Genomic DNA, 26,194 nt, shown 5'->3' with positions numbered 1-26,194 from the left:
CGTCGATCGCCGTAAACCCGTCGAATACGGCGAGAATGGGGCGCTGGTCCGCGCCCTGACGCCGGGCCAGGACCCGGGAAGTTGAGGTGGCCGGTATGGCGGACCCGTCGGTGCAGGCCCCGGACGGCCCGGACGGCGGGGATCCCGTCGAGCTCGGGGGCTACCGGCAGGAGCTGAAACGGACGCTCGGCTCCTTCCAGGTCTTCGCGATCTCGTTCGCGTTCATCTCGGTGGCGGTCGGCATCTTCGCGACGTACGACGACGTGCTGCTGAGCGCCGGGCCGGTCGGGATCTGGCTCTGGATCATCGCCGCGGTGGGGCAGACCCTGGTGGCGCTGGTGGTCGCGCAGTTCGCGGCCCGGATCCCGCTCAGCGGATCCTCCTACCAGTGGGCCTCGCGGCTGGCCAGTCCGAAGGTCGGCTGGGGCTTCGGCTGGCTGACCTTCTGTTATCTGGCGATCAGCGTGGTGGCGGTCGACAACGCGCTCGCGAGTCAGGCGTTCATGCCGCTCGCCGGCCTCCGGGCGGACGAGGGCACGGCGCGCCTGATCACGGTCGTGGTGCTGTTCGTCCAGGTCGTGCTCGCCATCGCGTCGACGCGCCTGGTCAGCTGGATCAACTCGGTCGCCGTGGGGCTCGAACTCACCCTCGTCATCGTCGTGGCGGTCGCGCTCGTCATCGCCGTGGCGATCACGGGCGACGGGTCGGCGGGCAACCTCACCTCGCGCGGAGTCACCGAGAACGCCGCCGACTACTACGCCGTCGGCGGCGGACTGATGATTGCGATGATCATGGGCCTCGCCACGCTCGTCGGCTTCGACTCGGCCGCGAACCTGGCCGAGGAGGCCAAGGACCCGTACCGCACCGTCCCGCGCGCGATCGTGGGGTCGGTCGTGGCAGCCGGACTGCTGGGTCTGCTGTTCCTCATCACGCTCACCGTCGCGATCGAGGACGTCCCCCGGATCAGCGCGGAGGGTTCGCCCGTCGCGGCGATCATGCGGGACCAACTCGGTCCCACGGCGGAGCGGATCCTGCTGGTCGCGATCTCGTTCGCGTTCTTCGGCGCCGGGATCGTGGCCATGGTCGCCTGCTCGCGGCTCATCTTCGCGATGGCGCGCGACGGACGCTTCCCCGCGCACCGGCTGATGCGGAGGGTCGACCCGCGCACGAGGACGCCGATCCCGGCGACGATCCTGATCTTCGCCCTGGGAGTCGTCCTCATGCTCGCGCTGCCGGGGGCCGCACTGCTGGAGCTGATCACGGCGTCGACGATCCTCCCGGCGATCACCTACGGCTCCACGATCGTGCTCTACCTGGCGGTCCGGAAGCGACTCGGCCGCAGGAAGGGCGCCTTCGACCTCGGGCGCTTCGAGCTGCCGGTCGCGATCTGCGCGCTGGTGTGGACGCTCGTCGCGCTGTGCGTGCTGGTGGCACCCGAGGAGGCATTCGTCTCCGTGGTGATCGTGGCCGGCCTGCTCCTCGGCGGTGGGCTCGCCTTCCTCGGCCTCCTGAGATTCAACCGTGAGGCGATGGAGACCGAGCCGGGAGACGCGGACTTCCTCGAGCACTGAGGCACGAGGCACGAGGCACGAGGCAAGGGGCGCGGGGCACGGGGGGCCCACCGCCCGGCCGGGTTACGACCCGGCGGGGCGGCGGAGCAGGGCCGTCCAGAGGAAGGACTCGCCGAAGAGCGGGGACTCGGCCGGTTCGTCCTGCATACGGCGCAGTTCGACCTCGGTCAGGTCGCTGAAGATCGCCCGCAGGGACTCCGGGGTGTAGGCGAGGCCGCCCTGCAGGCCGGCCTCCCGGTAGAACTCCTCGTCGGGGATCTCGGATCCCATCCCGCCGGCTGCGAAGCAGGTGAGCGCGAGATGGCCGCCGGGCGCGAGGGCCCGTTCGAGGAGGGCGAGGTAGCTGATCCGGCGGTGGGGCGGCAGGTGGTGGAAGCAGCCCGAGTCGTAGATCAGGTCGTACGGGCCGCTCAGCGTGGTCGCTGCCAGGTCGAAGGCGTTCCCGCAGTGGAACCGGACCTCGGCCCCCACCTCGCGGGCCCGCTCCTCGCCCCAGGCGATGGCCGTCGGCGACAGGTCGACGGCATCCACCTCGAAGCCCAGGGAGGCCAGGTGCAGCGCGTTGCGGCCGGGACCGCAGCCCAGGTCGAGGGCGCGGCCCGGGCCGATCAGGCCGCGCTCGAGGTACGAGACCAGGTTCTCGTCCGGCTTCGACACGAAGAACGGCACCGGCTTGGAGCGGTCCGCGTAGAACCCGTCCCACCAGGACGCGCCGTCGGCCGTCCACCGGTCGGCCTCCGGTGCGAAGAGGCCGTCCAGCAGCTTCAGTACGTCCTCGACCGTGCGAATGTTCCGGTCCATCCGGTCCCCCTCTCCCGATGATCGGATCCTACTTCCCTGTCCGGTTGGTCAGGGCGGGGGCGTCAGATCGGCCGGGGAGGCTGGGTCCGCCAGAACGCGCAGCTGTGCTCCTCCCCGAACGACGTGGTCGTCCGCGTCGCCGACGGGTTGAGACTGAGCACCGTGGCGGCTCCGGCCCCGGTCGGCGGCCACGGGGTCTGGCCCGCCACCACCGGGGCGCCGAAGCGTGCGAACGCCGCCCAGTAGCGCTTCATCCGGTTCCCGAGCGCGACCTGGACCGGGGTCAGCGGGCGCTCGCCCATCGTGAAGTCGTGCAGATAGGCCAGCTCCGCACTGTGCGCGTTCGACTCATCCAGACCCGGCACCTGCGCGCCCGCGAGCGTCGGCGACCGCGGGTCGTCGAACTCGTAGACGTACGTCGGCACCTGGGCCGCGAAGAGCTGCGCCGTCCAGGCGGTGTGGCACGCGAAGGTCGAGTCCGTCATCACGGCCGACAGCGCCAGATACGGCGATCCGTACGTCGCGACCGGATAGCGGGCGAGCACCTCGGGCCCCGCGGCCCCATAACCGGCCAGGACCTGCGCCGCGTACTGCTCGGCGGTGAGCTGCGGCTGGGTGAGGGCGACGAAGAAGCGGGCCTCGGATCGGGTGCTCCCGATCAGCACCGGCACCTTGTTCCACGCCCCGCTCCCGATGGCCTGCGCGGGAGCCACCGGCAGCAGTCCGTCACCGGCGGCCGGACCCCGGGTGGGCAGCGTACGGGCCGCCTCGACCAGCGCCGCCGGGGAGGCGGCGCGCAGGCAGGCGGCCACCGCGGCCGCCGCCGTGCAGCCCGCCCGAGCGGCGAAGGACCGTGCCTGCCCCTCGGCGTCCGAGCTGTCCGGCGTACCCAGCAGCGTGCACGGACCGCTCTGCAGCACGGCCCGGTGGAACAGGCCGGCGGCCGGCCGGGCGGCCAGCAGCGCGCAGACCGAACCGCTGCCCGCCGACTGCCCGGAGATCGTGACGTTGCCCGGATTCCCGCCGAACGCGCCGATGTTCTCCCGGGTCCAGCGCAGCGCCGCGAGCTGGTCCATCAGCCCGAAGGACCCGGAGCGCAGGGCGTTCTCCCGGCCCAGCTCGGGCAGGGCGAGATAACCGAGCTGTCCCAGCCGGTAGTTGGTGCTGACCACCACGCTCTGGGTGAGATCGGCCATGGTCCGGCCACCGAACTGGGTCCCCGTTCCCTGGCTGTACGCGCCGCCGTGCATCCAGAAGATCACCGGAAGCCGGGCTCCGGGGCGGGCGGTCCGGGGCCGGTACACGTCCAGGTAGAGGCAGTCCTCGCTGACGGCCGCCGGATCGCTCAGGCCGAAGGGCGAGAACTGCAGGCACGCGGGAGCCTGCCCGGTCGCCTGCCGCACCCCGTGCCAGCGGGGCGGCGGCGCGGGGGCGCGTAGCCGTGCGGACCCGACCGGGGGAGCGGCGTAGGGCACGCCGAGGAACTCCTGTGCGCCGTCGCGGGACTGGCCGCGCCGGGCGCCCTGCGCGACGGTGACCACCGGGCGCGGTGACCCGCCGGAGGGCGAGGACAGCGCCGCCGCGGCCGGTGGCGCCGAGGTGAGCAGGGCGACCAGGGCGAGTGCGGTACCGAGCAGGGACCTCGCCGAAGGCAGCCGTTCCCTGGGCTTCTTCATCCGTCCTCCTGGGTGTGCCGGTGCGTGCCGATGTCGTGCCGATGTCGTGCCGGGGTGTTGCCGAAGTGCCGAAGTGCCGAAGCGTTGGAAGGCGTCGAAGGGCGAAGGGCCCTGACCGGCCGGGGCGGAGCGGGGTGCGGGCCCCGCCCCGGCCGACTCGTCAGGGGCGGAGCCCGGCGATCAGTGCGGAGGTCACGGCGTGCTCGACCGGCCCGGTGTTCCAGTTGGGGCTCATGGGGCTGACCGCGATCCGGCCGGCGGTCACGGCCTCGATGTCACCGCCCTTGGCCGCGGGCCGCAGGTCCACCTTCACGGTCACCTTCCAGGTGCCGTCGCCCGCATCGGTGAATTCCGGTTCGAGCAGGGTCTGCGGATCCTGGAAGGTCGAGGACACACCGGCGGCCTTGCCCTTGCCGTCCGCGCCGACCACCGGGTGGTTGACGTTCAGGCCGACGCCGTTGGGCAGCAGCGGCCCGGAGCGGGCCCGCGTCCGCAGCCGGTCGATGAGCTTGACCGTGAAGTCGAGCGTGGGCCCCATCGCGTTGACCGTGGTGACCGGGTCGGGCGCGGTGACACCGCCGGTGCTCAGCGCGATGGCCGGTACGCCGTGCTCCAGCGCGGCGACGGCGCCGCCGACCGTACCTGAGTGGGTGGCGAGACCGGCGACGTTCGGGCCGAAGTTCGTGCCGGAGACGACCAGGTCGGGGGCGTCCCCGGCGAAGACCTCGGCCAGGCCGAAGGCGACGGAGTCGCCCGGGGTGCCGTCGACGGCCCAGACCTTCGGCTCGGGGTGCTTCACCGAGATCGCCGGGGCGCTCATCATCTTCGTCCCGGTGCCGCTCTGGTTGGTGAGCGGCGCGACGATCGTGACGTCGTGTCCGGCGGCGGTCAGACGCTCGAAGGCCTTGCGGATGCCCGGTGCGTTGTAGCCGTCGTCGTTGGTGAGCAGGATCCGCAACGGGCCGGCGGGCGCGGTCTGCGGCGCGGCGACCGCCGGTGCCGTGCCGGCCAGAGCCGGCGTGCACAGCAGCAGGGCGGCCAGCGGCAGAACTCGCTTGCGTCTCACAGGGTGCTCCTTGGGAGGGGAGGGAGATGAGGGTGAGCAGGGGTGGGTACCGGCGGGCGCACGACCCTCGGCGTGCGCCCGCCGGAGCTGTGGACGGGCCCGGAGGGGGTCAGCGAACGCTGCGGATCGGGAGGATGGCGAGCGCGCCGACCAGGGAGAGGGCCCCGCCGACGAGGAAGAGCGGGGTGTAGCCGCCCAGGCCGGTGACGACGGCCGAGGCGACGAAGGGCGCGATGATCTGCGGTCCCGCGTTCGCGATGTTGAGGACGCCCATGTCGCGGGCGGCGTCCTCGGCCCGCGGGAGGACCAGCGTGACGAGCGCGGTGTCGACGGCCATGAAGCAGCCGAAGGCGAGCCCGTTGAGCGCGCTGAAGACGAGCATGCCGGTCCAGGTCGGGCTGACCACGGGGACGACCATGACGAGACCGGCGAGGGCGGCCGATACGCCGACGAACACCTTGCGGCGGTCCCAGCGGTCGGAGAGCAGGCCGCCCACCACGGTGGAGACGGCCATCGCGATCATCGACACCGGGGTGAGGACGGCCATCGCGGCGGGCGGGGTCAGTCCGCCGGGCAGCGTGATGTGGTCGTCGAGGATGTACAGCTGGTAGCCGACGACGGAGAAGTAGCCCAGCACCATCAGGGCCCGGCCGATGAAGGCCCACCGGAAGTCGTGGTTGGCCAAGGCCGAGAGAAAGGCGGCCAGTTGGGCGCCCCGGGGTCTGGCGGGCGCATCTGCGGCGGGCCCGGTGCGCGGCACGTCCCGGCAGAAGGCGCTGAGCAGCAGGGCGGACCCGGCGACGATCGCGCCGAGGATCAGGTAGCCGGTGCTCAGGTGGTCCGCGGTCTGGGAGGCGATGAGGACGCCGACCGTACCGCCGATGGGCAGGCCGAGCCCGACCAGTGCCGACGCGGTGCCCCGGCGGGCGGCGGGGATCCGGTCGGGCACGATCGCGGTGACCGCCGCCTGGTAGACGTTCATGGTCGCCTGGATCAGGCACCAGCCGATGCCGACGAGCAGCGCGGTGCTCACGCTGCCGAGGGCGGCCAGGAGGACGAGCGAGGCCAGGCCGCCGCCCAGGATCCACGGGTTGCGGCGCCCGCTGCGATCGGAGAGGGCGCCGGCGATGGGGTTGAACGCGGTGGCGAAGACCGCGCTGACGCCGCCGATCAGGCCGAGTACGGCGACCTTGTCGTCGGGGGCGATCGCGGCGATCTGGGTGGGCAGCAGGACGGAGCCGACACCCATGTACAGAGCCATCATCGCGGAGTTGGCGACGAGCAGGAGGGGCAGGAGAGCTCGCCGGGGGGCGGGCTCCCCGGTAGGCGTCGGGGGGACGGACGGTTCGGCGACTTCGGGCGTGGCCATGACGACTCCTCGGGGGACGGAGCGGGGAGGTGGCGTGCGGGGAAGAGAGGGGCGGCCCGCGAGGGGGCGCCGGGCGGCGTCGTCGCCGGGCAGTGCGGTGGCGGACGGACGTCGTTCCGTAACGTGATGTTGTTACACGTGTCACCAAGTGCGGTGGACACTGTGTAGCACCCATTTGCGGGCTCCGCCAGGGGATGCGGCGGGTCGTTGTGCAGATCGTGACCGATGGGGGTGCCGGCGAGAGCACGCGTGTAACCACTGCCTCACGGCCACCCGCCGGGGTGGATGTGACGAGAAACCCTCTTGCTCTTGTGGCGGTCGTGACGCATCGGCAATACTCCGTGCCGCACCGCTGCGACCCTGTCGCCGGCGGGCTTTGCCTTCGCCGCGGCGTCACCGGGTGGTTTCCCGCGACCCGTGCGCCTCCCGTCGCGTTTCCTCGGCGTCCGGCCGTGTCGCGCCGCATTCCGCTCCCCGATCTCCTCCGCCCCGCCGCAACGCTCCCGTGCCTGCTCTCCGCGTGCCCCCACCGCCTGGGGAGACGACCGTGAAAGGCCTGCCGTGTTCCCCTCGCCCTCCTTCGTGCCGCTGTCCCGGCCTCCGCTCCCGATCCGCCCACCCCGGCACCACCTTCCGGCAGCCCCGCCGCGCCATGCCCTCGCCGCCGGGATCGCCCTGCTGGTCCTGGCGTTGCTGGTCGGGCTGCTGCTCCGGCTGAACCGGCAGCCCTTCTTCCAGGGTCTCGACGACCGCTGGGCGGCCTCGGTCAACGACTCCGCCGCCGCGGGATCCGGCGGGTCGGACAGCCTGGGCGGATTCAGCATCGTCCTCGACCGGCTCGGCGGCCCGCTCGGCCTGGTCCTGCCGCTCCTGGTGATCGGCTGTCTCTGCGTCTACGGGCGCTGGCGCTCGGGGCTGTTCGTCTTCTCGCTCACCGTCGTCGCCAACCTCGTCGTGCTGCTGCCCCTCAAGGAGCTGGCGGACCGGCCGCGTCCGCCGCACCCGTGGGTCCTGGTCAGCGACGGCTCGTACCCCTCCGGGCAGGTGTTCAGTGCGGTGACGCTGGTGATCGCCGTTGCGGTGGTGGTGTTCCCGCCGCGTGCGCGACGCTGGTGGTGGGCCTTCGGCGCCTCCTACGTCCTCGCCATGATGGGGAACCGGACCTGGCTCCACGCCCAGTGGCTCAGCGACACCTTCGCCGGCGCCCTCGTCGGCGTCGGAACCTGCCTCGTGGTGTGGCGGGTCTTCGCGCCGCTGCTGGAGGTGGAGTCGGAGCGGATGGCCTCGAACAGCCTGTGGCTGTGAGGCCGCCGCGGTCGCCGGCAGCTCCGGATATCGTGAGACGTTGACGTTCGACAAATTTCCGCCATATTCTCGGGGGGTGGCGCGCATACAGCGCGCTGCAGCGAGGAAGGAACGGCTCATGCCTCACCCCCCAGGCCAGGACCCAGCGGTGGTGGACCTGCCCGCAGGCCGCCTGCGCGGCGCGACCGAGGGCGGGGTCACCGTCTTCCGCGCCGTGCCCTACGCCGCCCCGCCGGTCGGTGACCTGCGCTGGAGGCCCGCACAGCCGCACGCCGGCTGGAACGGCACGCGGGACGCCACCACGGACGGCCCGAGCGCGCCGCAGATGTACATGGAAGGCGGCGATCCGGTGCTCGGCGGGCACGGGTCGCCCCCCTTCGACGAGGACTGCTTGACCCTCAACGTCTGGACGCCGGCCGCCGACGGCGCCCGGCGCCCGGTGCTGCTCTGGATCCACGGAGGCGGCTTCGTGTCCGGCTCCGGCTCACTGCCCGGCTACTCCGGCGAGACCTTCGCGCGCGACGGCGACCTCGTCGTCGTGAGCATCAACTACCGCATCGGGCCGCTGGGTTACCTCTACCCCGGTGAGGACGGCCAGGACGGCCAGGACGGCCAGGACGGCGAGGACGGCGAGGGCGACGAGGTCGGCGCGGGAGGCAACTTCTGGCTCACCGACCAGCTCGCCGCCCTGCGCTGGGTGAAGGAGAACATCGCCTCCTTCGGCGGCGACCCGGACTGCATCACGGTCGCCGGGCAGTCCGGCGGCGCGGTGTCCACCGCCGCCCTCGCCGGGCACCCGCAGACCGAGGGTCTGATCCGGCGGGTGATCCTGCAGAGCCCGCCCTTCGGCCTGGACCTCCCCGGCCCGGACGCGTACCTGGAGCGCACCGCCGCCTACCTGGAGCTGGCCGGCGCCAAGGACGTGGCGGAGCTGCGCACGCTGCCCTGGCCGGAGCTGATCGGGGCGGGCGGCGGACTGTTCGCTCAGACCATGCGGTGGGGGTACTGGCCGACGCCCTTCCTGCCCGTGATCGACGGGGTCACCCTCTGCGGCCACCCCGCGCAGGCCCTGCTGGGCGAAGCGGCGGCCGGTATCGACGTCATGATCGGCTGGACGCGGGAGGAGGCCAACTTCGGCTTCGCCCTCGACGAGGGGTACGCCGCCGCCACCCGGGAGCAGGTGACCGACCGGATCGCCGACACCTTCGGGGCCGAAGCCGCGGAGGGCGTGTACGCGGCGTACGAGCGGGCCCGGCCCGGATCCCGTCCCGCCGATGTCCTCATGGACCTCATCACGGACGAGCTGTTCCGGGTGCCGGCACTGAGCCTGGCGGAGGCGCGCGCCGCGGCCGGCAGCCCCGTCTGGGCCTACCAGTTCGACCTGCCCGCCGCCGCCTACGAGGGACGGCTCGGCGCCGCGCACTGCCTCGAACTCCCCTTCGTCTTCGACAACTTCGACCAGTGGTCGCACGCGCCCTTCCTGGCGGGCCTGGCCCCCGCCGTCCGCGACGGGCTTGCGTACGCCATGCACCGCGCCTGGATCGCCTTCGTCCGCACCGGCGACCCCAACCACCCCGACCTGCCGCAGTGGCGCCCGTACGACACGCCGTCCCGCACCACGATGCGCTTCGACTCGGTGGTGTCCGCCCTGGACGACCTCGCAGGGCCCTCCAGGCTCCTGCACACCCCCGCCCCCCTGATTTGACTCGTGTAACCTGAGAAGGGAGGAGCAGCCGAGCGACACCCGAGCAGAAGGAGCGTCGAGGGACGTCATGGCCAAAGACACACACGTCCCGGCATCCATCACCAGTGCCGACGTGGCCCGCCTCGCCGGGGTGTCGCGTGCCACGGTCTCCTTCGTCCTCAACGACACCCAGGGCCACCGGGTCAGCGCCGGCACCCGCGCCCGGGTGCTGGACGCGGCCAAGCAGCTCGGCTACGTACCGCACGCCGCCGCCCGGTCCCTGCGTGCCGGCCGCAGCAACCTCGTCCTGATGCCCGCGTCGATCTCCGCGATCGGCCGCCTCGTCAGCGACTGGGTCGACGACCTGCACAGCGAGCTCGACCGCCTCGGCTACACGGCCGTGCTGCACGCGGGCCGCTTCGCCGACCCCCTCGACGCCGCCCGGGCCTGGGCCGAACTGCGCCCCGCGGCCGTCGTCGCCCTGGACGGCGACCGCTTCACCGCCCCGGCGGCCGAGGTACTGGGCCGCGCGGGAGTGCGGGGCCTGCTGGCCTTCGCGGCCCACCCCGTCGAGGGGGTGCACACCATCGGCTTCGACCACACCCGCATCGGCGCCACCGCGGCCGAACACCTCATCGCGCGCGGCCGGACCAGGATCGGCGTGGTCATGCCCCAGGAGCGCGGCCTCGGCACCCTCGCCGAGCCGCGCCTCGCCGGCGCCGAGTCGGTCGCGGCCCGGCACATGGCCACCGTCACCCCGGTGGAACTGGCCTATACCCGGGAGTCCGCGAGCGCGCTCGCCCGGCGCTGGCGCAGCCTCGGCCTGGACGCCGCCTTCACCTACAACGACGAGTACGCGGCGCTGCTGCTGCACGCGCTGCAGTCCGAGGGCATCGTCGTACCGGACGAGGTCGCCCTGATCGGCTGTGACGACCTCGTCCTCTCCACGCTCCAGCAGCCGGCGCTCAGCACGGTCCGACTGGACCTGCCGCCGGCCGCGCAGATCGCGGGGGCCGTGCACGAACTGATCGAGACGGGCACGGCGGCACCGGTACCGGCGGTGGAGGCCGTCCTGGTCCACCGCGGGACGTCCTGACCTCTGACCTCTGACCTCTGACCTCTGACGTGTGACCCCTTGAGTCACCGTCGCCCCGCACGCGCGCCGCGGGCGGCCGGGCCGCCAGGCCGTCAGCCGTCACGGCATCGGCCGCATCTCATGTGCGCCGCCGGCCGGGGCCCCGGTTACGGGGACCCGAGCCGGCCCGCTCGATGCGCGGGCCGGTCCGTCGCACGCCGCGGTCAGGCCGTGCCCACGCCCGCGGCCGCCCCCCGGCGGTCGTGGGCGCGGGCACGTTCCCGGGCGAGCGCCGGATGGAAGAGCCACCACGCCAGCAGACCCACCCCCGCGCCCACCGCGGCCCCGGCCACCGTGTCGGTGAGCCAGTGCGCATGCAGCCAGGTACGGCTCCACCTCATGGCCGGCGTGAACACCGCGCCCCCGATCCACCACGCACGCCGTTTGGCCGCCGGGATCAGCAGGACCCCGAGGACGACGACCAGGAGCGCCGCCGTGGCCGCGTGGCCGGACGGGAAGGAGCCGTGGTCGACTCGGACCAGGGGGTGGGCGGGGCGTGGCCGGTCCACCAGGTGCTTGAGGCCCTGGACCACGAGCATGTTGCCGCCGAGATGGGCGGCGAGCAGGAAGCCGGCCGAGACCCAGCGCCTGCGGACGAGCAGGAAGACCAGCAGGGACAGGGGTATGAGGGAGCCGACCGGCCCGCCGCACAGGTCCAAGGCCGTGGCGACGGCCTGGTACAGCCCCTCGTGGGGACCGCCCATCCAGATCAGCCACCGGTCGTCCAGCCCCTGGAAGGGTGGATTCGCGAGATCGGATCGGACGACAAAGGCCGACAGTATGGCGGCCCCCAGGAGCAGGAGACCCGCCACGAGGAGCCCGCGGCGTTCGGTCCCGCCGGACCGGTGCGGCCTGCGCGGGTCACGGGGGCTGTCGGGTCTGTGGAGTCTGTGGGGTCTGTGGGGTCTGTCGTGCGGGGTGGTGGCCGGGGTGGCGGACATGGCTGCCTCTCGTGACCGCGGCGGGGCCCGCGGCCGGGTGTGCTGTGAAGGGAACGCGGGGGCGCGGCCGCCGGGCCGCGCCCCCGTTGGAACAGGGGCGCGGGACCGGCGCCGTCAGGCCCCCGCGCCGAGGTGGCGGGCCAGGAAGGCCACGCCCCCCTCGACGATCGCGGGGATGTCCGGGGAGCCGAGGAAGATGTGGTCGGCGCCCGCCACGGGCTGCAGGGTGACCTCGCCCCCGGCGCTCTCGAGCGCCGCGGCGAGGGCCTCGCTCTGGCTGTACGGGACCAGGCCGTCGTGCGTTCCGTGGACCAGCAGGAACGGCGGCGGATGCGAGCCCTCCGCGTACGTCACCGGGCTCGCGGTCCGCGCGAGGTCCGGCCGCTCGGCCACGGAGCCGCCGAGCAGGGCCTCGTAGGGATCGGGGAAGTCCGCACCGGGCATGACCGGCATGGGGTGCTCGGCCAGGGTGACGAGGTCGGAGACGCCGTACCAGTCGACGACCGCGCCGACCCGGGTCTCGCCGGAGCCGACACCCTCAGTGCCCTCCAGCGCCGCCCCCTGCGGGCTGTCGGCGCCGACGAGGCCGGCGAGGGCCGCCAGATGACCGCCCGCGGACTCCCCCCAGACGCCGATCCGGTCCGGGTCGATGCCGAGGGTGCCGGCGAAGGTGCGGACGTAGCGGATCGCGGCCTTCACGTCGTGCAGCTGGGCCGGGAAGGGCGCTTCGAGGCTGTGCCGGTAGTCGATGGAGACGAGCGCGAGCCCTGCTCCCAGCACCGCCCCGTGCAGCAGGGCCGCGGGCACGGTCGGCGGCGGGTAGCGGCGGTCGCCGTCCAGCCAGCCGCCGCCGTGGATCCAGACGACGGCGGGGAACGGTCCTTCGCCGGCGGGCACCTGGACGTCGAGCAAGCGGGGCCGGTAGCCGGGCGTGGTCGCGTAGGTGATCCCGTCGAAGCGGCGTACGCCGTCCGCTCCCGTCACGGACGGTACGGGGGACTGGTACGGCGGGGGCGGCCAGGTCATGTCGGCGAGGTCGATCTCGGCCGGAGGGGATTGCGTCATTGCGGCCCTTTCGGTGCGGCGGTGGCTCGGTAGCTCGGTAGCTAGGTGGCTCTGCGGCTCGATAGCCCGGCGGCTCGGTGCCCGGCGAGGCGGGCGGCGCAGGCTTCGTGCCGTTTGTCCGAAATGCTTGCGCGAGCCAATGGGGGAGGTTAGCGTGTTACACGTGTAATCAATGACTCTAGCGATGCGTTTCCGCTGACCACAAGCCCGGCGACGGTCCAGATTCGGGATCGGTTACACGAGCTATCGCAGCGGCGAGCCGCCTTCCCCCTCCGGGAGCACGTCATGCTCACCACCGTCGACACCTCCGCGGTTCCCGCGGTCCGAAGCTTCGCCCACTGGGTCGCCGACCCCGTCGCGGCGAGCGTTCCGCAGGTCAGGGCCCGTGTGCGCGCCGTGCTCGACGACTGGAGGGTCCCCGTCGAAGTGGCGGAGGCCCTGCTGCTGGCCGTCAGTGAACTCGTCGGCAATGTCGTCCGGCACGTAGGCGTCGGCGCCGGGCGGATGCGCGTCGCCCTGGCGGCGGGCGGGGGATGGCTCCGGCTGGAGGTCGCCGATCGGGGCGCCGGCCTGCCGCGGCTGCCCGCTCCCCGTGCCGAGGCCGACCCGGAGTCCGAGGACGGCCGCGGACTGCTGATGGTGCAGCTGCTCACGGCCGAACTGGGCGGTGAACTCTCCGTCGTCGTCCATGAGTTCGGCAAGGCGATCCGGGTCCGCGTGCCCGCGTCCTGAGTCCCGTCCAGCCTCGCGCCGGGAGCCCGGGAGCCCGGGAGCTCGGGGGGCCGTTGCGGGGGGCACTCGGGGAACTCCTCCACCCTTCAAATATCGCGAGATGTTGACGGACGCCAAATATTCGACATACCTTGCACTCATCTCCCCGCTGCTCCCTGATTGAGGTGCCGCCCCATGGAGCTCTCCCCTTCCGCGTACGCCGATTCCTTCTGCCGGGACCGGCTTCCGCCCTCCGCCCTCTGGCCCGAACTCCACTTCGACCTACCGGAGCTGGAGTACCCGGATCGACTCAACTGCGCTCAGCGCCTGCTCGACGACGCCGTCGAGCGGCACGGCCCCGACCGCCCCTGTCTGCTCACCCCGACCGAGCGCTGGACCTACGGCGAACTGCAGCACCGCGCCAACCAGGTCGCCCAGGTCCTCACCGAGGACTTCGGCCTCCTGCCGGGCAACCGCGTCCTGCTGCGCGGCCCCAACAACCCCTGGCTCGTCGCCGCGTGGTTCGGCGTCCTGAAGGCCGGCGGTGTCGCCGTCACCACCATGCCGCTGCTGCGTGCCGGTGAACTCGCCGAGCTCATCGACATCAGCTGGCCGTCGCTCGCCCTGTGCGACCACCGCTACGCGGAGGAACTCGACCCGAGCCGCCGTTCCGGTCAGCCCGACCTGCCGGTCGTGACCTACGGGAGTGCCGGACCGGAGGATCTGGCCGCGCGCTGCGCCGCCAAGGACGGCCGGTTCACCACCATGCTCACGGCCGCGGACGACGTGGCGTTGATCGCCTTCACCTCGGGTACGACCGGCCGCCCGAAGGCGACCCTGCACTTCCACCGCGATGTCCTCGCCAACGCCGACACCTTCTCCCGGCACGTCCTCAAACCCCGCCCGGACGACGTCTTCACCGGCACACCGCCCCTCGCCTTCACCTTCGGGCTCGGCGGGCTGGTGGTCTTCCCCCTCCACGTCGGGGCCGCAACCCTGCTGCTTGAGCAGGCGGCCCCGCTGCAGCTGGCCGATCTCGTCGCGGAGCACGGGGTGACCGTGCTGTTCACCGCGCCCACGGCCTACCGCGCGATCATGGAGGCGGGCGCGGTGGACCGGCTGGCCGGGCTGCGCCGCTGCGTGTCCGCCGGGGAACCGCTCCCGGCCGCCGTCTGGCACGAGTTCCACGCGGCCACCGGCCTGCGCATCATCGACGGCATCGGCGCCACCGAGATGCTGCACGTCTTCATCTCCTCGGCCGACGAGGACATCCGGCCCGGTGCCACCGGCCGCCCCGTTCCCGGATACCGCGCCGCCGTGGTCGACGAGCACGGCGCCCCCGTCCCCGACGGGCAGCCCGGCCTGCTCGCGGTCACCGGACCCACCGGATGCCGGTACCTGGAGGACCCGCGCCAGGTCTCGTACGTCAGGAACGGCTGGAACGTCACCGGCGACACCTACATCCGCGATGCGGAGGGCTACTTCTGGTACGTCGCCCGCAGCGACGACATGATCGTCTCCTCCGGCTACAACATCGCGGGCCCCGAGGTCGAGAAGGCCCTCGTCACCCACCCGTACGTCGAGGAGTGCGCGGTCGTCGGGGCCCCGGACGCGCGGCGCGGCATGCTCGTCAAGGCGTACGTCGTCCTGGGCGCCGGGGTCCCGGCCGACGGCGCGACCGTCCGGGAGCTCCAGGCGCACGTCAAACAGGCCATCGCCCCGTACAAGTACCCGCGCGCCGTCGAGTTCGTCACCGCACTGCCGCGCACCGGCACCGGCAAGCTCCGGCGCGGTGAACTGCGCGAACGCGCCCGGGCCGACGCGGCCCCCGCGGCCACACCCCGCACGGCTGCCGACCCGGCTCCCGGTACGGCCCCCGACGGGGCTCCGGCCCCGCGGCTCACCGAGCCGCCGAGCGTCGTCGTCGAGCGCCGCGTCGAGTGGACCGACACCGACGCCGCCGGCCACTACCACCACTCCACCGTCGTGCGCTGGGTGGAGGCGGCCGAGGCCGTCCTGCTCCACCGACTGGGCCTGTCACACCTGTTCGGCAGCACGCCCCGGGTCCACTTCGAGGCCGACTACCGCGCCCGGCTCTGGTTCGGGGAGGCCGTGCGGACCGAGCTGAAGGTCACCAAGGTCGGCACGGCCTCCCTGCACTACGCCTTCACCGTACGCGGCGCACAGGGCGGCGAGGCGGCCACCGGCCGCATGGTCATCGCCCACTCGGCCGCCCACGCGACCGGGTCGACCCCCTGGCCCGCAGACGTACGGGAGCTGCTGGGCACGGCCGGACCGCAGCAACCGGAACTACTCACCACCGCGCAATCACCAGGAGGCACGCCGTGCGCGTCGCAGTCATAGGAGGAGGGCCCGGCGGACTGTACTTCGCGGCCCTCACCAAGCAGCTCTCCCCGCACTGGGAGGTCACCGTCTGGGAACGCAACGCCCCCGACGACACCTTCGGCTTCGGGGTCGTCTTCTCCGACGAGACGCTCGACGGCATCGCCCAGGCGGACCGCGAGATCCACGAGGCCATGTCGGCCGAGTTCGCCCGCTGGGCCGACATCGACGTCCGCTACCGGGGCAGCACCCTCACCTCGGGCGGCCACGGCTTCGCCGCCCTCGGCCGGCAGCACCTCCTGCGGATCCTCCAGGAGCGCTGCGCGGCCCTCGACGTCGACGTCCGCTACCGCACCCAGGCCCCGCCCGCGGCCGAACTCGCCGCCGCCTACGACCTGGTGGTCGCGTGCGACGGCGTACGGTCGGCCACCCGCGCCGCCTACGCAGACACCTTCGGCACCGACCTCGACGAGCGCGCCGGCCGCTACATGTGGCTCGGCACGGACAAGGTGTTCGAGGCCTTCACCTTCATCGTCGACGAGCAGGACTTCGGCGCCCTCCAGGTGCACGCGTATCCCTACGACGCCACCCGCTCCACCTTCATCGTCGAGATGGCGGAGGAAGCCTGGCGGCGCGCCGGCTTCGAGGAGTTCGCCGGCCGCGACCATCCGCCCGGCACCAGCGACGAGGACAGCATCCGGCGCTGCGAGGAGCTCCTCGCGGGTCACCTCGACGGCCACCGCCTCATCCCCAACAACTCCAAGTGGCTGCGCTTCACCACGGTCCGCAACCGCACCTGGCGGCACGAGAACGTCGTCCTGCTGGGCGACGCCGCCCACACCGCGCACTTCTCCATCGGCTCCGGCACCAAGCTCGCCATGGAGGACGCGCTCGTGCTCGCGGCCAGCCTGCACGAGCACCCGGACGTGCCGACCGCGCTCGCCGCCTACGAGGACGAGCGCAGGCCCGTGGTGGAGTCCACGCAGCGCGCGGCCCAGGCCAGCCTGGAGTGGTTCGAGCACATCGACCGCTACACCGGCCAGGACCCGCACCAGTTCGCCTTCAACCTCCTCACCCGCAGCCGCCGCGTCACCTACGACAACCTGCGCGTGCGCGACGAGGGCTTCACCAGCGCGGTCAACCGCTCCTCGACCGTGCCGCCGATGTTCCGCCCCTACCCGCTCGGCGGACTGCTGCTGCGCAACCGGGTCGTCGTACCACCCACCGCCCTGCACACCGCACGCGAGGGGGTCCCGGGCGACTTCGACCTCGTCCACCTCAGCACGCAGGCCGTCGGCGGCGCCGGGCTGGTCCTCGCCGGCATGACGGCCGTCAGCGCCGGCAGCAGGGCCACCCCCGGCTGCCCCGGTCTGTGGAACGACGTACAGGAGGCGGCCTGGCGGCGCCTCACCGACTTCGTCCACGGTCAGTCCGACACCTGCCTCGGCATCCAGCTCACCCACGCCGGACGCCGCGCGGCCGGCCGCGACGGTCAGCCGGTCGCCGCCTCGGCCCTGCCCTGGGACGACGCGAGCCCGGTGCCGCGCGAGGCCGACCGGGCCGATATGGATGCGTTCGTACGGGACTTCGTGAGCGCGGCCCGGCGGGCCGACCGGGCGGGCTTCGACGCGCTGGAACTGCAGTACGGGCACGGGCACCTGCTCTCGGGCTTCCTGTCCCCGCTGACCAACCTGCGCACCGACGAGTACGGCGGCGATCTGGAGGGCCGGCTGCGGCTGCCGCTCGAAGTGCTGCGCGCCGTACGGGAAGTGTGGCCGGCCGGGAAGGCGCTGGTCGTGCGGATCTCCGCCGCCGACTGGGCCGAGGGCGGCACCACCGAGGCCGACGCCGTCACGATCGCGGGCGCGCTCGCCGAGGCGGGCGCCGACGCCATCGACGTCTCCACCGGCGAGGTCGTCTCCCACGAGCGGCCCCGCTACGGCCGCAGCTACCAGACCCCGTACGCGGACCTCATCCGCAACGCCACCGGGGTCCCCACCATCGCCGTCGGCGCCATCTCCACGTACGACGACGTGAACTCGATCATCCTGGCCGGCCGGGCGGACCTGTGCGGTGTCGGCCGAGCCCAGCTCCACGACCCGCTGTGGACCCTGCACGCGGCGGCCGCCCAGGGCTACCAGGGCCCGGCCGCGCCCTGGGCACGCGCCTGGCGGGCGGGCAGCGGGCGGCCCCCGTCGGCCCGCACCGACCGGATCCCGCCGCGCCTCGAACTCCTGCGGCAGCCCGCCGCATCCGTCCACCGCCGCTGGCTGCCCCGCGCAGCGGTTCCCGCCCAGCGATAGCCGGAGGTGTCCACCCCCATGGACAGGGACCACCTGCCCCGCTTCACGGCGGCGGCCGTCCAGGCCGCGCCCGTCTACCTCGATCCCGCCGCCACCGTCGACAAGGCCGTCGCCCTGATCGCCGAGGCCGCTGCGGCCGGTGCCGAACTCGTCGTCTTCCCGGAGGTGTTCGTCCCCGGTTACCCCTACTGGAACTGGACGATGAACCCGGTCCAGGGGTCACCCTGGTTCGAGCGGCTCCAGCGCGCCTCCGTCGACATCCCCGGCCCGCACGTCGAACGCCTGCGCGCCGCGGCCCGCCGGCACGGCGTCGTCCTCGTCATCGGGGTCAACGAGCGCGCTCCGCACAGCCTCGGCGTCCTCTACAACACCCTGCTCACGATCGGCCCCGACGGCGCCCTCCTCGGTGTGCACCGCAAGCTGGTGCCGACCTGGGCCGAGAAGCTCACCTGGACCGGCGGCGACGGCAGCTCCCTCGTCGTCCACCCCACCCCCGTAGGCCCCCTCGGCGCACTGGCCTGCGGCGAGAACACCAACACCCTGGCCCGCTTCGCCCTCCTCGCGCAGGGCGAACTCGTCCACGCCTCCTGCTACATCGCCCTGCCCGTCGCGCCCGCCGACTACGACATGGCCGACGCGATCGCCGTCCGCACCGCCGCCCACAGCTTCGAGGGCAAGGTCTTCTCCGTCGTCGCCTGCTCCACCATCTCCCCGGAGATCGTGGACATGCTCGCCGGGGACGACGAGGAGCTGCGCAAGCAGTTCACCCGGCCCCGCAGCGCCCTGTCCGGCATCTTCGGCCCCGACGGCCGCCCCGTCACCGAACCCCTCGTCGACGAGGAGGGCATCGTCTACGGCGAGATCGACCTCGCCCGCTGCATCCAGCCCAAGCAGATGCACGACATCGTCGGCCACTACAACCGCTTCGACGTCTTCCGCCTCGAGGTGGACAACCGCCCCAGGCCGCCGGTCACCTTCACCGCGCCCACCGCGGCGCCCGTCGCTTCAGCCCATCCCACCGCTCCCGCCACTCCCGCCACTCCCGAGGAGGACGTATGACCATCGAGCAGGACGACACCATGCTCGGCCGCGCCCGGGTGTCCGACACCCCCGAGCTCACCGCGTACTACGAGGAGCTCGGCACGCTCGACGCGGGCGCCCTGTGGACCGTCGCCAACGACATCGAGCCCTGGTACCCGCAGCCGCGGTCCGTGCCCGTGCTGTGGCGCTACGCGGACCTGCGCCCCCTGGTCCACAAGGCCCTCGGCCTCGTCAAGGGCGACGACGCCGGCCGCCGGGTCGTCATGCTCGTCAACCCGGGCCGCAAGGAGGTCAGCGCCGCCGCGGGACTCCTCTACACCGGGCTCCAGATCATGGGCCCCGGCGAGGCCATGACGGCCCACCGCCACCAGGCCGCCGCCCTGCGCTTCGTCCACGAGGGCACCGGAGCCTGGACGATCGTCGACGGCCAGAAGCTGAAGGTCGGCCCCCGCGACTTCGCCATCACCCCCAACGGCACCTGGCACGAGCACGGCAACGACGCCGACGACGCCCCCGTCATCTGGCAGGACGGACTCGACATCCCCTTGGTCAACGCCCTGGACGCCGGGTTCTACGAGGTCCACCCCGAGCTGTACCAGACCCCCGGAAAGGTCATCAACTCCTCGGTCCTGACCTACGGGGCGAACCTGCTGCCGTACGGGGTGGAGAAGTGGACCCGCCCCTACTCGCCGCTGCTCGCCTACCCCTGGGAGCCCACGTACGAGGCCCTGCGCGGCCTCGCGAAGGCGAGCGAGGGCTCCCCGTACGACGGGATCATCGCGGAGTACACCAATCCCGTGACGGGCGGCCCGGTCATGCCCACCATGGGCGCCCACATGCAGCTGCTGCGCCCCGGCCAGGCCACCCTCGCCCACCGCCACACCGGATCGGTGATCTACACGGCGGCCAAGGGCCGTGGCGTCTCGGTGATCGCCGGGCAGCGCTTCGAGTGGCAGCAGGGCGACATCTTCTGCGTCCCCTCCTGGGCCTGGCACGAGCACCACAACCTCGACCAGTCCGAGGACGCCTGTCTCTTCTCCTTCAACGACTTCCCCGTCATGCGCTCGCTCGGCTTCCACCGGGAAGAGGCGTACGCCGACAACGGCGGCCACCAGCCCACCACCGCCGCCTGACCCACGAGGAGCCCCTCATGCGACTGCTGACCTTCACCGACAGCTCCGACAGCCCCGACGGCAACTCCACCGAACGCCTGGGCGTCGAGACCGGCGGACTCGTCCTCGACCTCGCGATCCTCGCCGACCACGCCGGCGTGCAACTCCCGCACGACCTGCTCTCGTTCGTCCAGGCCGGCCCCGCCGCCCTGGAGGCGGCCGGGCGGGTGCTCGCCGCGGACCCCGCCGGCCGGCCGGCCGGGGCCGTCCACCGCCTCGACGAGGTGACCCTGCGCGCCCCGCTGCGCCCCGGCAAGATCATCGGCGTCGGCCTCAACTACATCGAACACGTCGAGGAGTCCAGCCGCAGCCTCGACACCGACAAGGACCTGCCGCCGCGCCCGGTCCTCTTCGGCAAGCCCGCCACCGCCGTCACCGGCCCCGGACAGCCGATCCTGCACAACGCCGACCTGACCACCCAGCTGGACTGGGAGTGCGAGCTCGCCGTCGTCATCGGCCGCACCGCCTTCCGGGTGAGCGAGGAGGAGGCGTACGACCACATCTTCGGCTTCAGCATCGTCAACGACATCAGCGCCCGCGACCAGCGCCGCTCCGGCCAGTGGTTCTTCTCCAAGGGCCAGGACTCCTACGCCCCCTTCGGCCCGGTGGTGGTCACCCGCGACGAGATCCGCGACCCGATGGCCCTCGACCTCTCGCTGCGCGTCAACGGCGTCACCAAGCAGAAGTCGAACACCCGGCACATGCTCTTCCCCATCGCGCGCCTCATCGCCGACATCAGCTCCGGCATGACCCTGGAACCCGGGGACGTCATCGCGACCGGTTCCCCGTCCGGCGTCGGCGCCGGCATGGTCCCGCCCGAGTTCCTGCGCCCCGGTGACACCGTCGAAGCCACGGTCGAAGGCATCGGCACCCTGACCAACCCCGTCGTCGACGCCCGCTGACCCCCCACCGGCAAGAGGAGTACCCGTGCCATCCCGCACCTACCGCATCGGCCAGATCGTGCCGAGCTCCAACGTCACGATGGAGACCGAGGTCCCGGCCATCCTCCGGGCCCGCCAGGCCATCGCACCCGACGAGCGCTTCACCTTCCACTCCAGCCGGATGCGCATGACCCATGTGACCCCGGAACAGCTCAAGGCCATGGACGCCGACTCCGACCGCTGCGCCGTGGAACTCTCCGACGCCCGGGTCGACGTACTGGGCTACGCCTGCCTGGTCGCGATCATGAGCATGGGCCTCGGCTACCACCGCACCTCGGAGCAGCGGCTGCACACCCGGACCGTCGAGAACGGCGCGCCCGCCCCCGTCGTCACCAGCGCCGGAGCCCTCGTCCACGGGCTGCACACCATCGGCGCCAAGAAGATCGTGCTGCTGGCCCCCTACATGCGCCCGCTCACCCGGACCGTCGTGGACTACCTCACGCACGAGGGCATCGAGGTCCTCGACCACCAGGCGCTCGAGATCCCCGACAACCTCGACGTCGCCGCCCACGACCCGGCCCGGCTGCCCGGCCTCGCACAGGCCCTGGACCACGCCGACGCGGACGCGGTCGTGCTCTCGGCCTGTGTGCAGATGCCCTCCCTCGGCGCCATCGAGGAGGCCGAGCAACTCCTGGGCAAGCCGGTGGTGTCCGCGGCGGTCTGCACCGCCCACCAGATGCTCCGGGCACTCGACCTGGACGCGGTCGCTCCGGGCGCGGGCCACCTGCTGTCGGGCAAGTACGCGCGGGCACCGCTGCCGCAGTAGCCGCGACACCCCCTAGGGCAGCGGCGGCACCGTGTAGTTCGGGATCGAGGGGTCCTTCGGGTCGAACGGTGTCGGCTTCCAGGCCATGGTCGGGACGTGGGTGGGCGCCGGAGGCGGGTGGGGGCCGCGGTCGGGGTTCTGCGGGATCGGCGACGAGCCCGCCGTGGTCCGCTGCGAGCTCGGCCGTGGCGCCCCGGGGGCCGAGGCCCGCGGTTCGGCCGGCGTCGTCGTGGGAGAGGCGGCGGGCTCCGGCGTCGTCGGCGGCGGGACCGAGGGGGCGGGCGAGGCCGTCGCCGGGCCGGTACTCGCGGCCGGCGCCGCCGGCTGCTCCGCGGCGGGCGCGGTCGCACTGCCGGAGCAGCCGCCGAGCAGCAGCCCGCCCACCAGCACCACGGTCACGGTCCCCGCCACTCTGCCGCCGGCGCCCACGCCCACCACCCGCCCATCCCGCGCTGTCCATCCGGCCGAACCGGGCGATCGTAGCTCAGCCCCCGGCACCCGCTCGCGGCAGGATGACCGTGACCCCGCGCCCCGCCGCCGTGCCCATCGCGGCCAGCGCCGCCGGCGCCGCGTCGAGCGGGATCGTCGAGGTGACCAGCAGGTCCGGCCGCAGCACTCCGCCCCTGACCAGTTCCATCATCGGCGGGTACGCGTGCGCCGCCATCCCGTGGCTCCCGAGGATCTCCAGCTCCCAGCCGATCACCCGGTCCATCGGCAGGGCCGCCGGGCCGGCCGCCGCCGGCAGCAGCCCCACCTGTACGTGCCGCCCCCGCCGGCGCAGCCCCGCCACCGAGGCCGCCGCCGTCGCCGGAGATCCCAGCGCGTCGAGCGAGAGGTGCGCGCCCCCGCCGGTCAACTCCCGGACCGCCTGCGCGGTGTCGGCCCCGTCCCGGGCGTCCACCGAGTGCACCGCGCCGAACTTCCGCGCCAGGTCCAGTGCCGCCGGCGCCGTGTCCACGGCGATCACCCGGGCCCCGGCCGCCGCAGCGATCATCACGGCGGAGAGCCCCACCCCACCGCAGCCGTACACGGACACCCACTCGCCCGCCGCCACCCGGCCCTGCGCCACCACCGCCCGGAACGCCGTCGCGAAGCGGCAGCCGAGGCCGGCCGCCGTCGCGTACGAGAGCTCCTCGGGCACGGCCACCAGATTCACGTCGGCGTGGTCCAGGGCCACGTACTCGGCGAAGGAGCCCCAGTGCGTGAACCCGGGCTGCGTCTGCCGCGCGCACACCTGGTGGTCACCGGCCGCACAGTCGGCGCAGGTTCCGCAGGCGCACACGAACGGCGCCGTGACCCGGTCACCGGCCCGCCAGTTCACGACACCGGCCCCCACGGCCTCGACCACACCGGCGAGTTCGTGCCCGGGGACGTGCGGCAGCACGATGTCCGGGTCGTGGCCCATCCAGCCGTGCCAGTCGCTGCGGCACAGCCCGGTGGCCTCCACCCGCACCACCACCCCGCCGGCCGGCGGGCTCGGCTCCGGTACGTCCCTGACCTCGGCCCGCTCGCCGTACCGCTCGAAGACCACCGCTCGCATGGGTCCCGCCCTCCGCTCGACTGCCCGGCACGCTACCCGGACTCGTCCGCCTCCCGCCCCGGTGGCGGGCTGCCTCAGGGCGCGCCCTCCCCGGCCCGCGCCAGGGCCAGTACCCCCGCGCAGATCAGGGCGATGCCCAGCAGCTGGGGGAGGAGCCACCAGCTCGACCGCAGGTGTTCCTCGTACAGGACCACGCCCAGCGCGACGCTGATGCCCGCGTCGCCCAGGGTCAGCGCGGGCTGCGAGGCGACCAGCGGCCCGCCCTGCATGGCGTGCTCCAGCAGCAGCAGGGCGCAGATCCCGCTCGCCCCGAAGGCGTACGTCTCCCAGGTGGTCAGGAAGGCGACGAAGCCGCTGTCGTCGAGGACGTGCACAGCGGACTTCATCAGGGCCGCCGTGAGCGCGTAGCAGACGGCCGTGGCGGCGCCGAGGCAGCCGGCCCGCGCGCGGCCGGGCGGGCGGCGCAGCCCGGCCACTGCCAGGGCGGCGACCACGACCGCGCACGCCGCCAGGGCCACCACCCAGCGCTCGGCCGGCACGTCCGTACGGTTGCCCGCGGGCGAGGCGGCCACCAGCGCGACCCCGAGCCCCGCCACCACCCCCGCCACGGCCAGCCACAGCGCACCCGGCAGCCGCTGCCGCGTCACCAGCGAGGCGATCAGCAGCGCGAGCGGCAGCTCCAGCACGAACAGCGGCTGTACGAGGGCCAGCGCGCCCGTGGCCAGGGCCACGGCCTGCCCGGCGCCCGCCGCGATCACGGCCAGGATGCCGCCGATCCAGAGCGGCCGCCGCAGCAGATCGAGCACCAGGCCGAAGCGGAAGCCGTCGCTCTGGGGCACGGTGAGTGCGGCCCGCCGCTGGAGCACGGTGGCGAGCGCATTGCTGAACGCCGCGAACAGCGCGCAGAGGACCGGCAGGACGACGCCCATGCCCCCGATCCTCACCGGGGCCGCGGCCGGTCCGCGGCACGACACCGGGCCGGGGGCCTCAGGCCCCGCGCATTCCCCCGTCCGGACCTGCCGGGCACTGCTCGGCACGGCCTTCGGCGTTCTCCGCGGCCCGGCGCAGGGCCAGCGCCGCGAGGGCCTCCGGGGCGCCGGCCTGGCCCCGGATGCCGGGGAAGGCGTTGACGTCCACGATCAGCGGTGTCCCGCCGCCGGTGTCGATGATGTCCACGCCGTAGACGTCCAGGGCGAACACCGCACCCACCTCACGCACCAGCGCGGCCCATCCGGAAGGCAGTTCGGCCAGGGGCAGGGGGCGGGTGGGGCCGCGGCCGCCGGGGGAGAGCTCGGAGCGGCGCAGGGCCGAGAAGACACGGTCCCCGATCGCCCAGAGCTTGTGGTCCCAGCCGCTGTTGGGCGCGTACTCCTGCACCACGACCGGTTCGTGCGGCCACTCGCGCGCCAACTCCCGCAGACGCGCCGTGTCGTCGACGCGGGCGACGAGGTCGCCCCGGCGGCTGCGCAGGCTCTTGACCACCACGGGGGCGTCGAGCCGGGCCCGGGCCGCCCATGCCGCGAGGGACTCGTGCGTACGGGTGGCGGCGAAGGGCAGTCCGGCCCGCAGGGCGAGCTCGGCCATCTCCGTACGGTCCTGGCACAGCGCGGTGGCCGCCGCGGAGTTCACCACCGGCGCCCCCCGTCGCTGCAGGTACCGGGCGAGTCCCAGCGCGTGCGGTGTCCGGGACTTCAGCAGGTACACGTCGGCCAGTGGCAGGGGCACCTCCCCGAGGGTGAGCGGATCGAGTGCCTCCACTTCATGCTCCGGGGTCAGCAGCGCGGTGGTGTCCGCCAGCAGCGGATGCCCGGGCTCCGGGGTGATCAGGCCGATCTTCATGCGCCCTCGCCCGCTACGGCCCGGACCTGCGCGGGGATCGACAGGGGCAGCGGGTACGGCAGCGCGACGGGCACGGGCGGCTGCGCCGCACCGCCGGCCCGGGCCAGCTCCAGCACGGCGCGGGCCACCCGGGCCGTCGCGTCCGGTACCTGGCGGAAGCTCGGGAAGTCGTTCACGTCGACGACCACCGGCCCGTCCGGGCCCAGCAGCACGTCCACGCCGTACAGGTCCAGCCCGTAGACCGCCCCCACCCGGGTGGCGATCGCCGCCACCTCGGCCGACAGCGGCACGCGGCGCTCCCGCACCGAGGGGTCCGGGTGCAGCGGAGAGCACCGCTCGGTCGCGAACAGCTCCCCGCCGACCGCGTACACCTTGATGTCGGTGCCCGAGTTGGGCACGTACGGCTGGGCGATGAGCAGGCCCTCGCCCGCGAGCACGGGCAGCAGCGACTCCAGCCGCTCCGGCGAGGACACCAGGTGCACGGCCCGTCCGGAGCTGCCGTCGGCGGGCTTGACGACGAGCGGGTACTCCGCCGCCGGGATCTCCCTGAGCAACTCGGGGCCGGCCACCGCGTAGGTGGGCGGCAACGGGAGCCCCCGGCCGCGCCCGAGAGCGGCGGCCAGCGCCTTGTCCCGTACGCCCCGGATCGAGCGGGCGTCGTTGACGGTGGTCATCCCGGCCGCGGCCGCGGCTTCCAGCAGCGTCAGACCAGGGCCGCCGGAAACCGTCTTGAGCACCCAGGCGTCGTGCGCACCCGCGTCCACCACCTCGGTCATGCGCAACAGAGAGCCGCCCGGGCGCACCACGTCCACTTGGTGACCCCACGCGCTCAGCTGCCCGATCACCTCGTTCGGCATGCCGTCGTGGCGGTAGTGCTCCTCCACCAGGAAGCAGAGCCTCATGGACCTTCCCCATATTCCCCGGA

Annotated in this window: 22 protein-coding genes and 1 pseudogene; 12 read left to right on the top strand and 11 right to left on the bottom strand. The window is 73.3% G+C overall.

Annotated elements, in window-relative coordinates:
• Window positions 1-95 precede the first annotated feature (95 nt).
• Complete coding sequence (locus tag ACGFZK_RS13645; protein ID WP_393849040.1) at window positions 96-1,571, top strand: APC family permease; 1,476 nt, start codon at window positions 96-98, stop codon at window positions 1,569-1,571.
• A gap of 63 nt (window positions 1,572-1,634) precedes the next feature.
• Here ACGFZK_RS13645 and ACGFZK_RS13640 read toward each other — a convergent pair whose 3' ends face one another.
• The 4 genes from ACGFZK_RS13640 to ACGFZK_RS13625 all read right to left on the bottom strand — a co-directional run bounded on the left by ACGFZK_RS13640 (window position 1,635) and on the right by ACGFZK_RS13625 (window position 6,483).
• A complete protein-coding gene (locus tag ACGFZK_RS13640) occupies window positions 1,635-2,372 on the bottom strand; it encodes a class I SAM-dependent methyltransferase (RefSeq protein ID WP_393849039.1) in 738 nt (245 codons plus the stop codon).
• Between the two features lie 62 nt (window positions 2,373-2,434).
• Window positions 2,435-4,048 (bottom strand): carboxylesterase/lipase family protein, encoded by a 1,614-nt coding sequence (locus ACGFZK_RS13635; RefSeq protein WP_393849038.1) that lies wholly within the window; start codon window positions 4,046-4,048, stop codon window positions 2,435-2,437.
• Window positions 4,049-4,208: 160 nt separating this feature from the next.
• The gene (gene surE, locus ACGFZK_RS13630; RefSeq protein ID WP_393849037.1) at window positions 4,209-5,114 is read right to left on the bottom strand and encodes a 5'/3'-nucleotidase SurE; all 906 of its coding nucleotides are present in this window, start codon (window positions 5,112-5,114) and stop codon (window positions 4,209-4,211) included.
• A gap of 109 nt (window positions 5,115-5,223) precedes the next feature.
• Entirely contained in the window at window positions 5,224-6,483 is a 1,260-nt protein-coding gene (locus tag ACGFZK_RS13625; RefSeq protein ID WP_393849036.1) for an MFS transporter, read from the bottom strand.
• Window positions 6,484-7,044: 561 nt separating this feature from the next.
• Here ACGFZK_RS13625 and ACGFZK_RS13620 point away from each other — a divergent pair.
• The 3 genes from ACGFZK_RS13620 to ACGFZK_RS13610 all read left to right on the top strand — a co-directional run bounded on the left by ACGFZK_RS13620 (window position 7,045) and on the right by ACGFZK_RS13610 (window position 10,568).
• Window positions 7,045-7,788, top strand: coding sequence for a phosphatase PAP2 family protein (locus ACGFZK_RS13620; RefSeq protein ID WP_393849035.1), 744 nt, complete (start codon window positions 7,045-7,047; stop codon window positions 7,786-7,788).
• Between the two features lie 118 nt (window positions 7,789-7,906).
• The gene (locus ACGFZK_RS13615) at window positions 7,907-9,493 is read left to right on the top strand and encodes a carboxylesterase/lipase family protein (protein ID WP_393849034.1); all 1,587 of its coding nucleotides are present in this window, start codon (window positions 7,907-7,909) and stop codon (window positions 9,491-9,493) included.
• A 67-nt stretch (window positions 9,494-9,560) separates the two neighbouring features.
• Window positions 9,561-10,568 (top strand): LacI family DNA-binding transcriptional regulator, encoded by a 1,008-nt coding sequence (locus ACGFZK_RS13610; RefSeq protein ID WP_393849033.1) that lies wholly within the window; start codon window positions 9,561-9,563, stop codon window positions 10,566-10,568.
• A gap of 203 nt (window positions 10,569-10,771) precedes the next feature.
• Here the strand turns inward: ACGFZK_RS13610 and ACGFZK_RS13605 are convergent, their stop codons facing one another.
• A complete protein-coding gene (locus ACGFZK_RS13605; RefSeq protein WP_393849032.1) occupies window positions 10,772-11,311 on the bottom strand; it encodes a phosphatase PAP2 family protein in 540 nt (179 codons plus the stop codon).
• Between the two features lie 351 nt (window positions 11,312-11,662).
• Window positions 11,663-12,613, bottom strand: coding sequence for an alpha/beta hydrolase fold domain-containing protein (locus tag ACGFZK_RS13600; protein ID WP_393849031.1), 951 nt, complete (start codon window positions 12,611-12,613; stop codon window positions 11,663-11,665).
• A gap of 285 nt (window positions 12,614-12,898) precedes the next feature.
• Between ACGFZK_RS13600 and ACGFZK_RS13595 the strand changes: the two genes are divergently transcribed.
• The 8 genes and pseudogenes from ACGFZK_RS13595 (at window position 12,899) to ACGFZK_RS13560 (ending at window position 21,890) form a co-directional block, all read left to right on the top strand.
• On the top strand, window positions 12,899-13,345 hold the full coding sequence (locus ACGFZK_RS13595) for an ATP-binding protein (RefSeq protein ID WP_393849030.1): 447 nt from the start codon (window positions 12,899-12,901) through the stop codon (window positions 13,343-13,345).
• Between the two features lie 174 nt (window positions 13,346-13,519).
• Window positions 13,520-15,151 (top strand): annotated as a pseudogene (locus tag ACGFZK_RS13590) (AMP-binding protein); the annotation flags it as partial.
• 159 nt (window positions 15,152-15,310) lie between these two features.
• On the top strand, window positions 15,311-15,688 hold the full coding sequence (locus ACGFZK_RS13585; protein ID WP_393849340.1) for an acyl-CoA thioesterase: 378 nt from the start codon (window positions 15,311-15,313) through the stop codon (window positions 15,686-15,688).
• The gene (locus tag ACGFZK_RS13580; RefSeq protein WP_393849029.1) at window positions 15,670-17,970 is read left to right on the top strand and encodes an FAD-dependent monooxygenase; all 2,301 of its coding nucleotides are present in this window, start codon (window positions 15,670-15,672) and stop codon (window positions 17,968-17,970) included. The genes ACGFZK_RS13585 and ACGFZK_RS13580 overlap by 19 nt, the downstream gene beginning before the upstream one ends.
• Window positions 17,971-17,988: 18 nt before the next feature.
• The gene (locus ACGFZK_RS13575; protein WP_393849028.1) at window positions 17,989-19,029 is read left to right on the top strand and encodes a carbon-nitrogen hydrolase family protein; all 1,041 of its coding nucleotides are present in this window, start codon (window positions 17,989-17,991) and stop codon (window positions 19,027-19,029) included.
• Window positions 19,026-20,144 (top strand): cupin domain-containing protein, encoded by a 1,119-nt coding sequence (locus ACGFZK_RS13570; protein ID WP_393849027.1) that lies wholly within the window; start codon window positions 19,026-19,028, stop codon window positions 20,142-20,144. The genes ACGFZK_RS13575 and ACGFZK_RS13570 overlap by 4 nt, the downstream gene beginning before the upstream one ends.
• A gap of 17 nt (window positions 20,145-20,161) precedes the next feature.
• Window positions 20,162-21,085 carry a fumarylacetoacetate hydrolase family protein gene (locus tag ACGFZK_RS13565; protein ID WP_393849026.1) on the top strand — a complete coding sequence of 308 codons (924 nt, stop codon included), beginning with the start codon at window positions 20,162-20,164 and terminating at the stop codon, window positions 21,083-21,085.
• 79 nt (window positions 21,086-21,164) lie between these two features.
• Window positions 21,165-21,890 carry an Asp/Glu racemase gene (locus ACGFZK_RS13560; protein ID WP_393849339.1) on the top strand — a complete coding sequence of 242 codons (726 nt, stop codon included), beginning with the start codon at window positions 21,165-21,167 and terminating at the stop codon, window positions 21,888-21,890.
• A 12-nt stretch (window positions 21,891-21,902) separates the two neighbouring features.
• Here ACGFZK_RS13560 and ACGFZK_RS13555 read toward each other — a convergent pair whose 3' ends face one another.
• The 5 genes from ACGFZK_RS13555 to ACGFZK_RS13535 all read right to left on the bottom strand — a co-directional run bounded on the left by ACGFZK_RS13555 (window position 21,903) and on the right by ACGFZK_RS13535 (window position 26,171).
• A complete protein-coding gene (locus ACGFZK_RS13555; RefSeq protein ID WP_393849025.1) occupies window positions 21,903-22,289 on the bottom strand; it encodes a hypothetical protein in 387 nt (128 codons plus the stop codon).
• An 85-nt stretch (window positions 22,290-22,374) separates the two neighbouring features.
• Window positions 22,375-23,430 carry a zinc-binding dehydrogenase gene (locus ACGFZK_RS13550; RefSeq protein ID WP_393849024.1) on the bottom strand — a complete coding sequence of 352 codons (1,056 nt, stop codon included), beginning with the start codon at window positions 23,428-23,430 and terminating at the stop codon, window positions 22,375-22,377.
• A gap of 74 nt (window positions 23,431-23,504) precedes the next feature.
• A complete protein-coding gene (locus ACGFZK_RS13545; protein WP_393849023.1) occupies window positions 23,505-24,359 on the bottom strand; it encodes a DMT family transporter in 855 nt (284 codons plus the stop codon).
• A 58-nt stretch (window positions 24,360-24,417) separates the two neighbouring features.
• The gene (locus ACGFZK_RS13540) at window positions 24,418-25,269 is read right to left on the bottom strand and encodes a RimK family alpha-L-glutamate ligase (RefSeq protein ID WP_393849022.1); all 852 of its coding nucleotides are present in this window, start codon (window positions 25,267-25,269) and stop codon (window positions 24,418-24,420) included.
• Window positions 25,266-26,171 (bottom strand): RimK family alpha-L-glutamate ligase, encoded by a 906-nt coding sequence (locus ACGFZK_RS13535; protein WP_393849021.1) that lies wholly within the window; start codon window positions 26,169-26,171, stop codon window positions 25,266-25,268. Before ACGFZK_RS13535 ends, ACGFZK_RS13540 begins: the two co-directional genes overlap by 4 nt.
• Between the last annotated feature and the right edge of the window lie 23 nt (window positions 26,172-26,194).

Origin of the sequence: Streptomyces sp. NPDC048257, from assembly GCF_043201855.1 — a bacterium.
Taxonomy (GTDB): Bacteria; Actinomycetota; Actinomycetes; order Streptomycetales; family Streptomycetaceae; genus Streptomyces.
The sequence above is the reverse complement of the archived record's forward strand: the minus strand, read 5'-3'. Positions and strand labels throughout refer to the sequence as shown.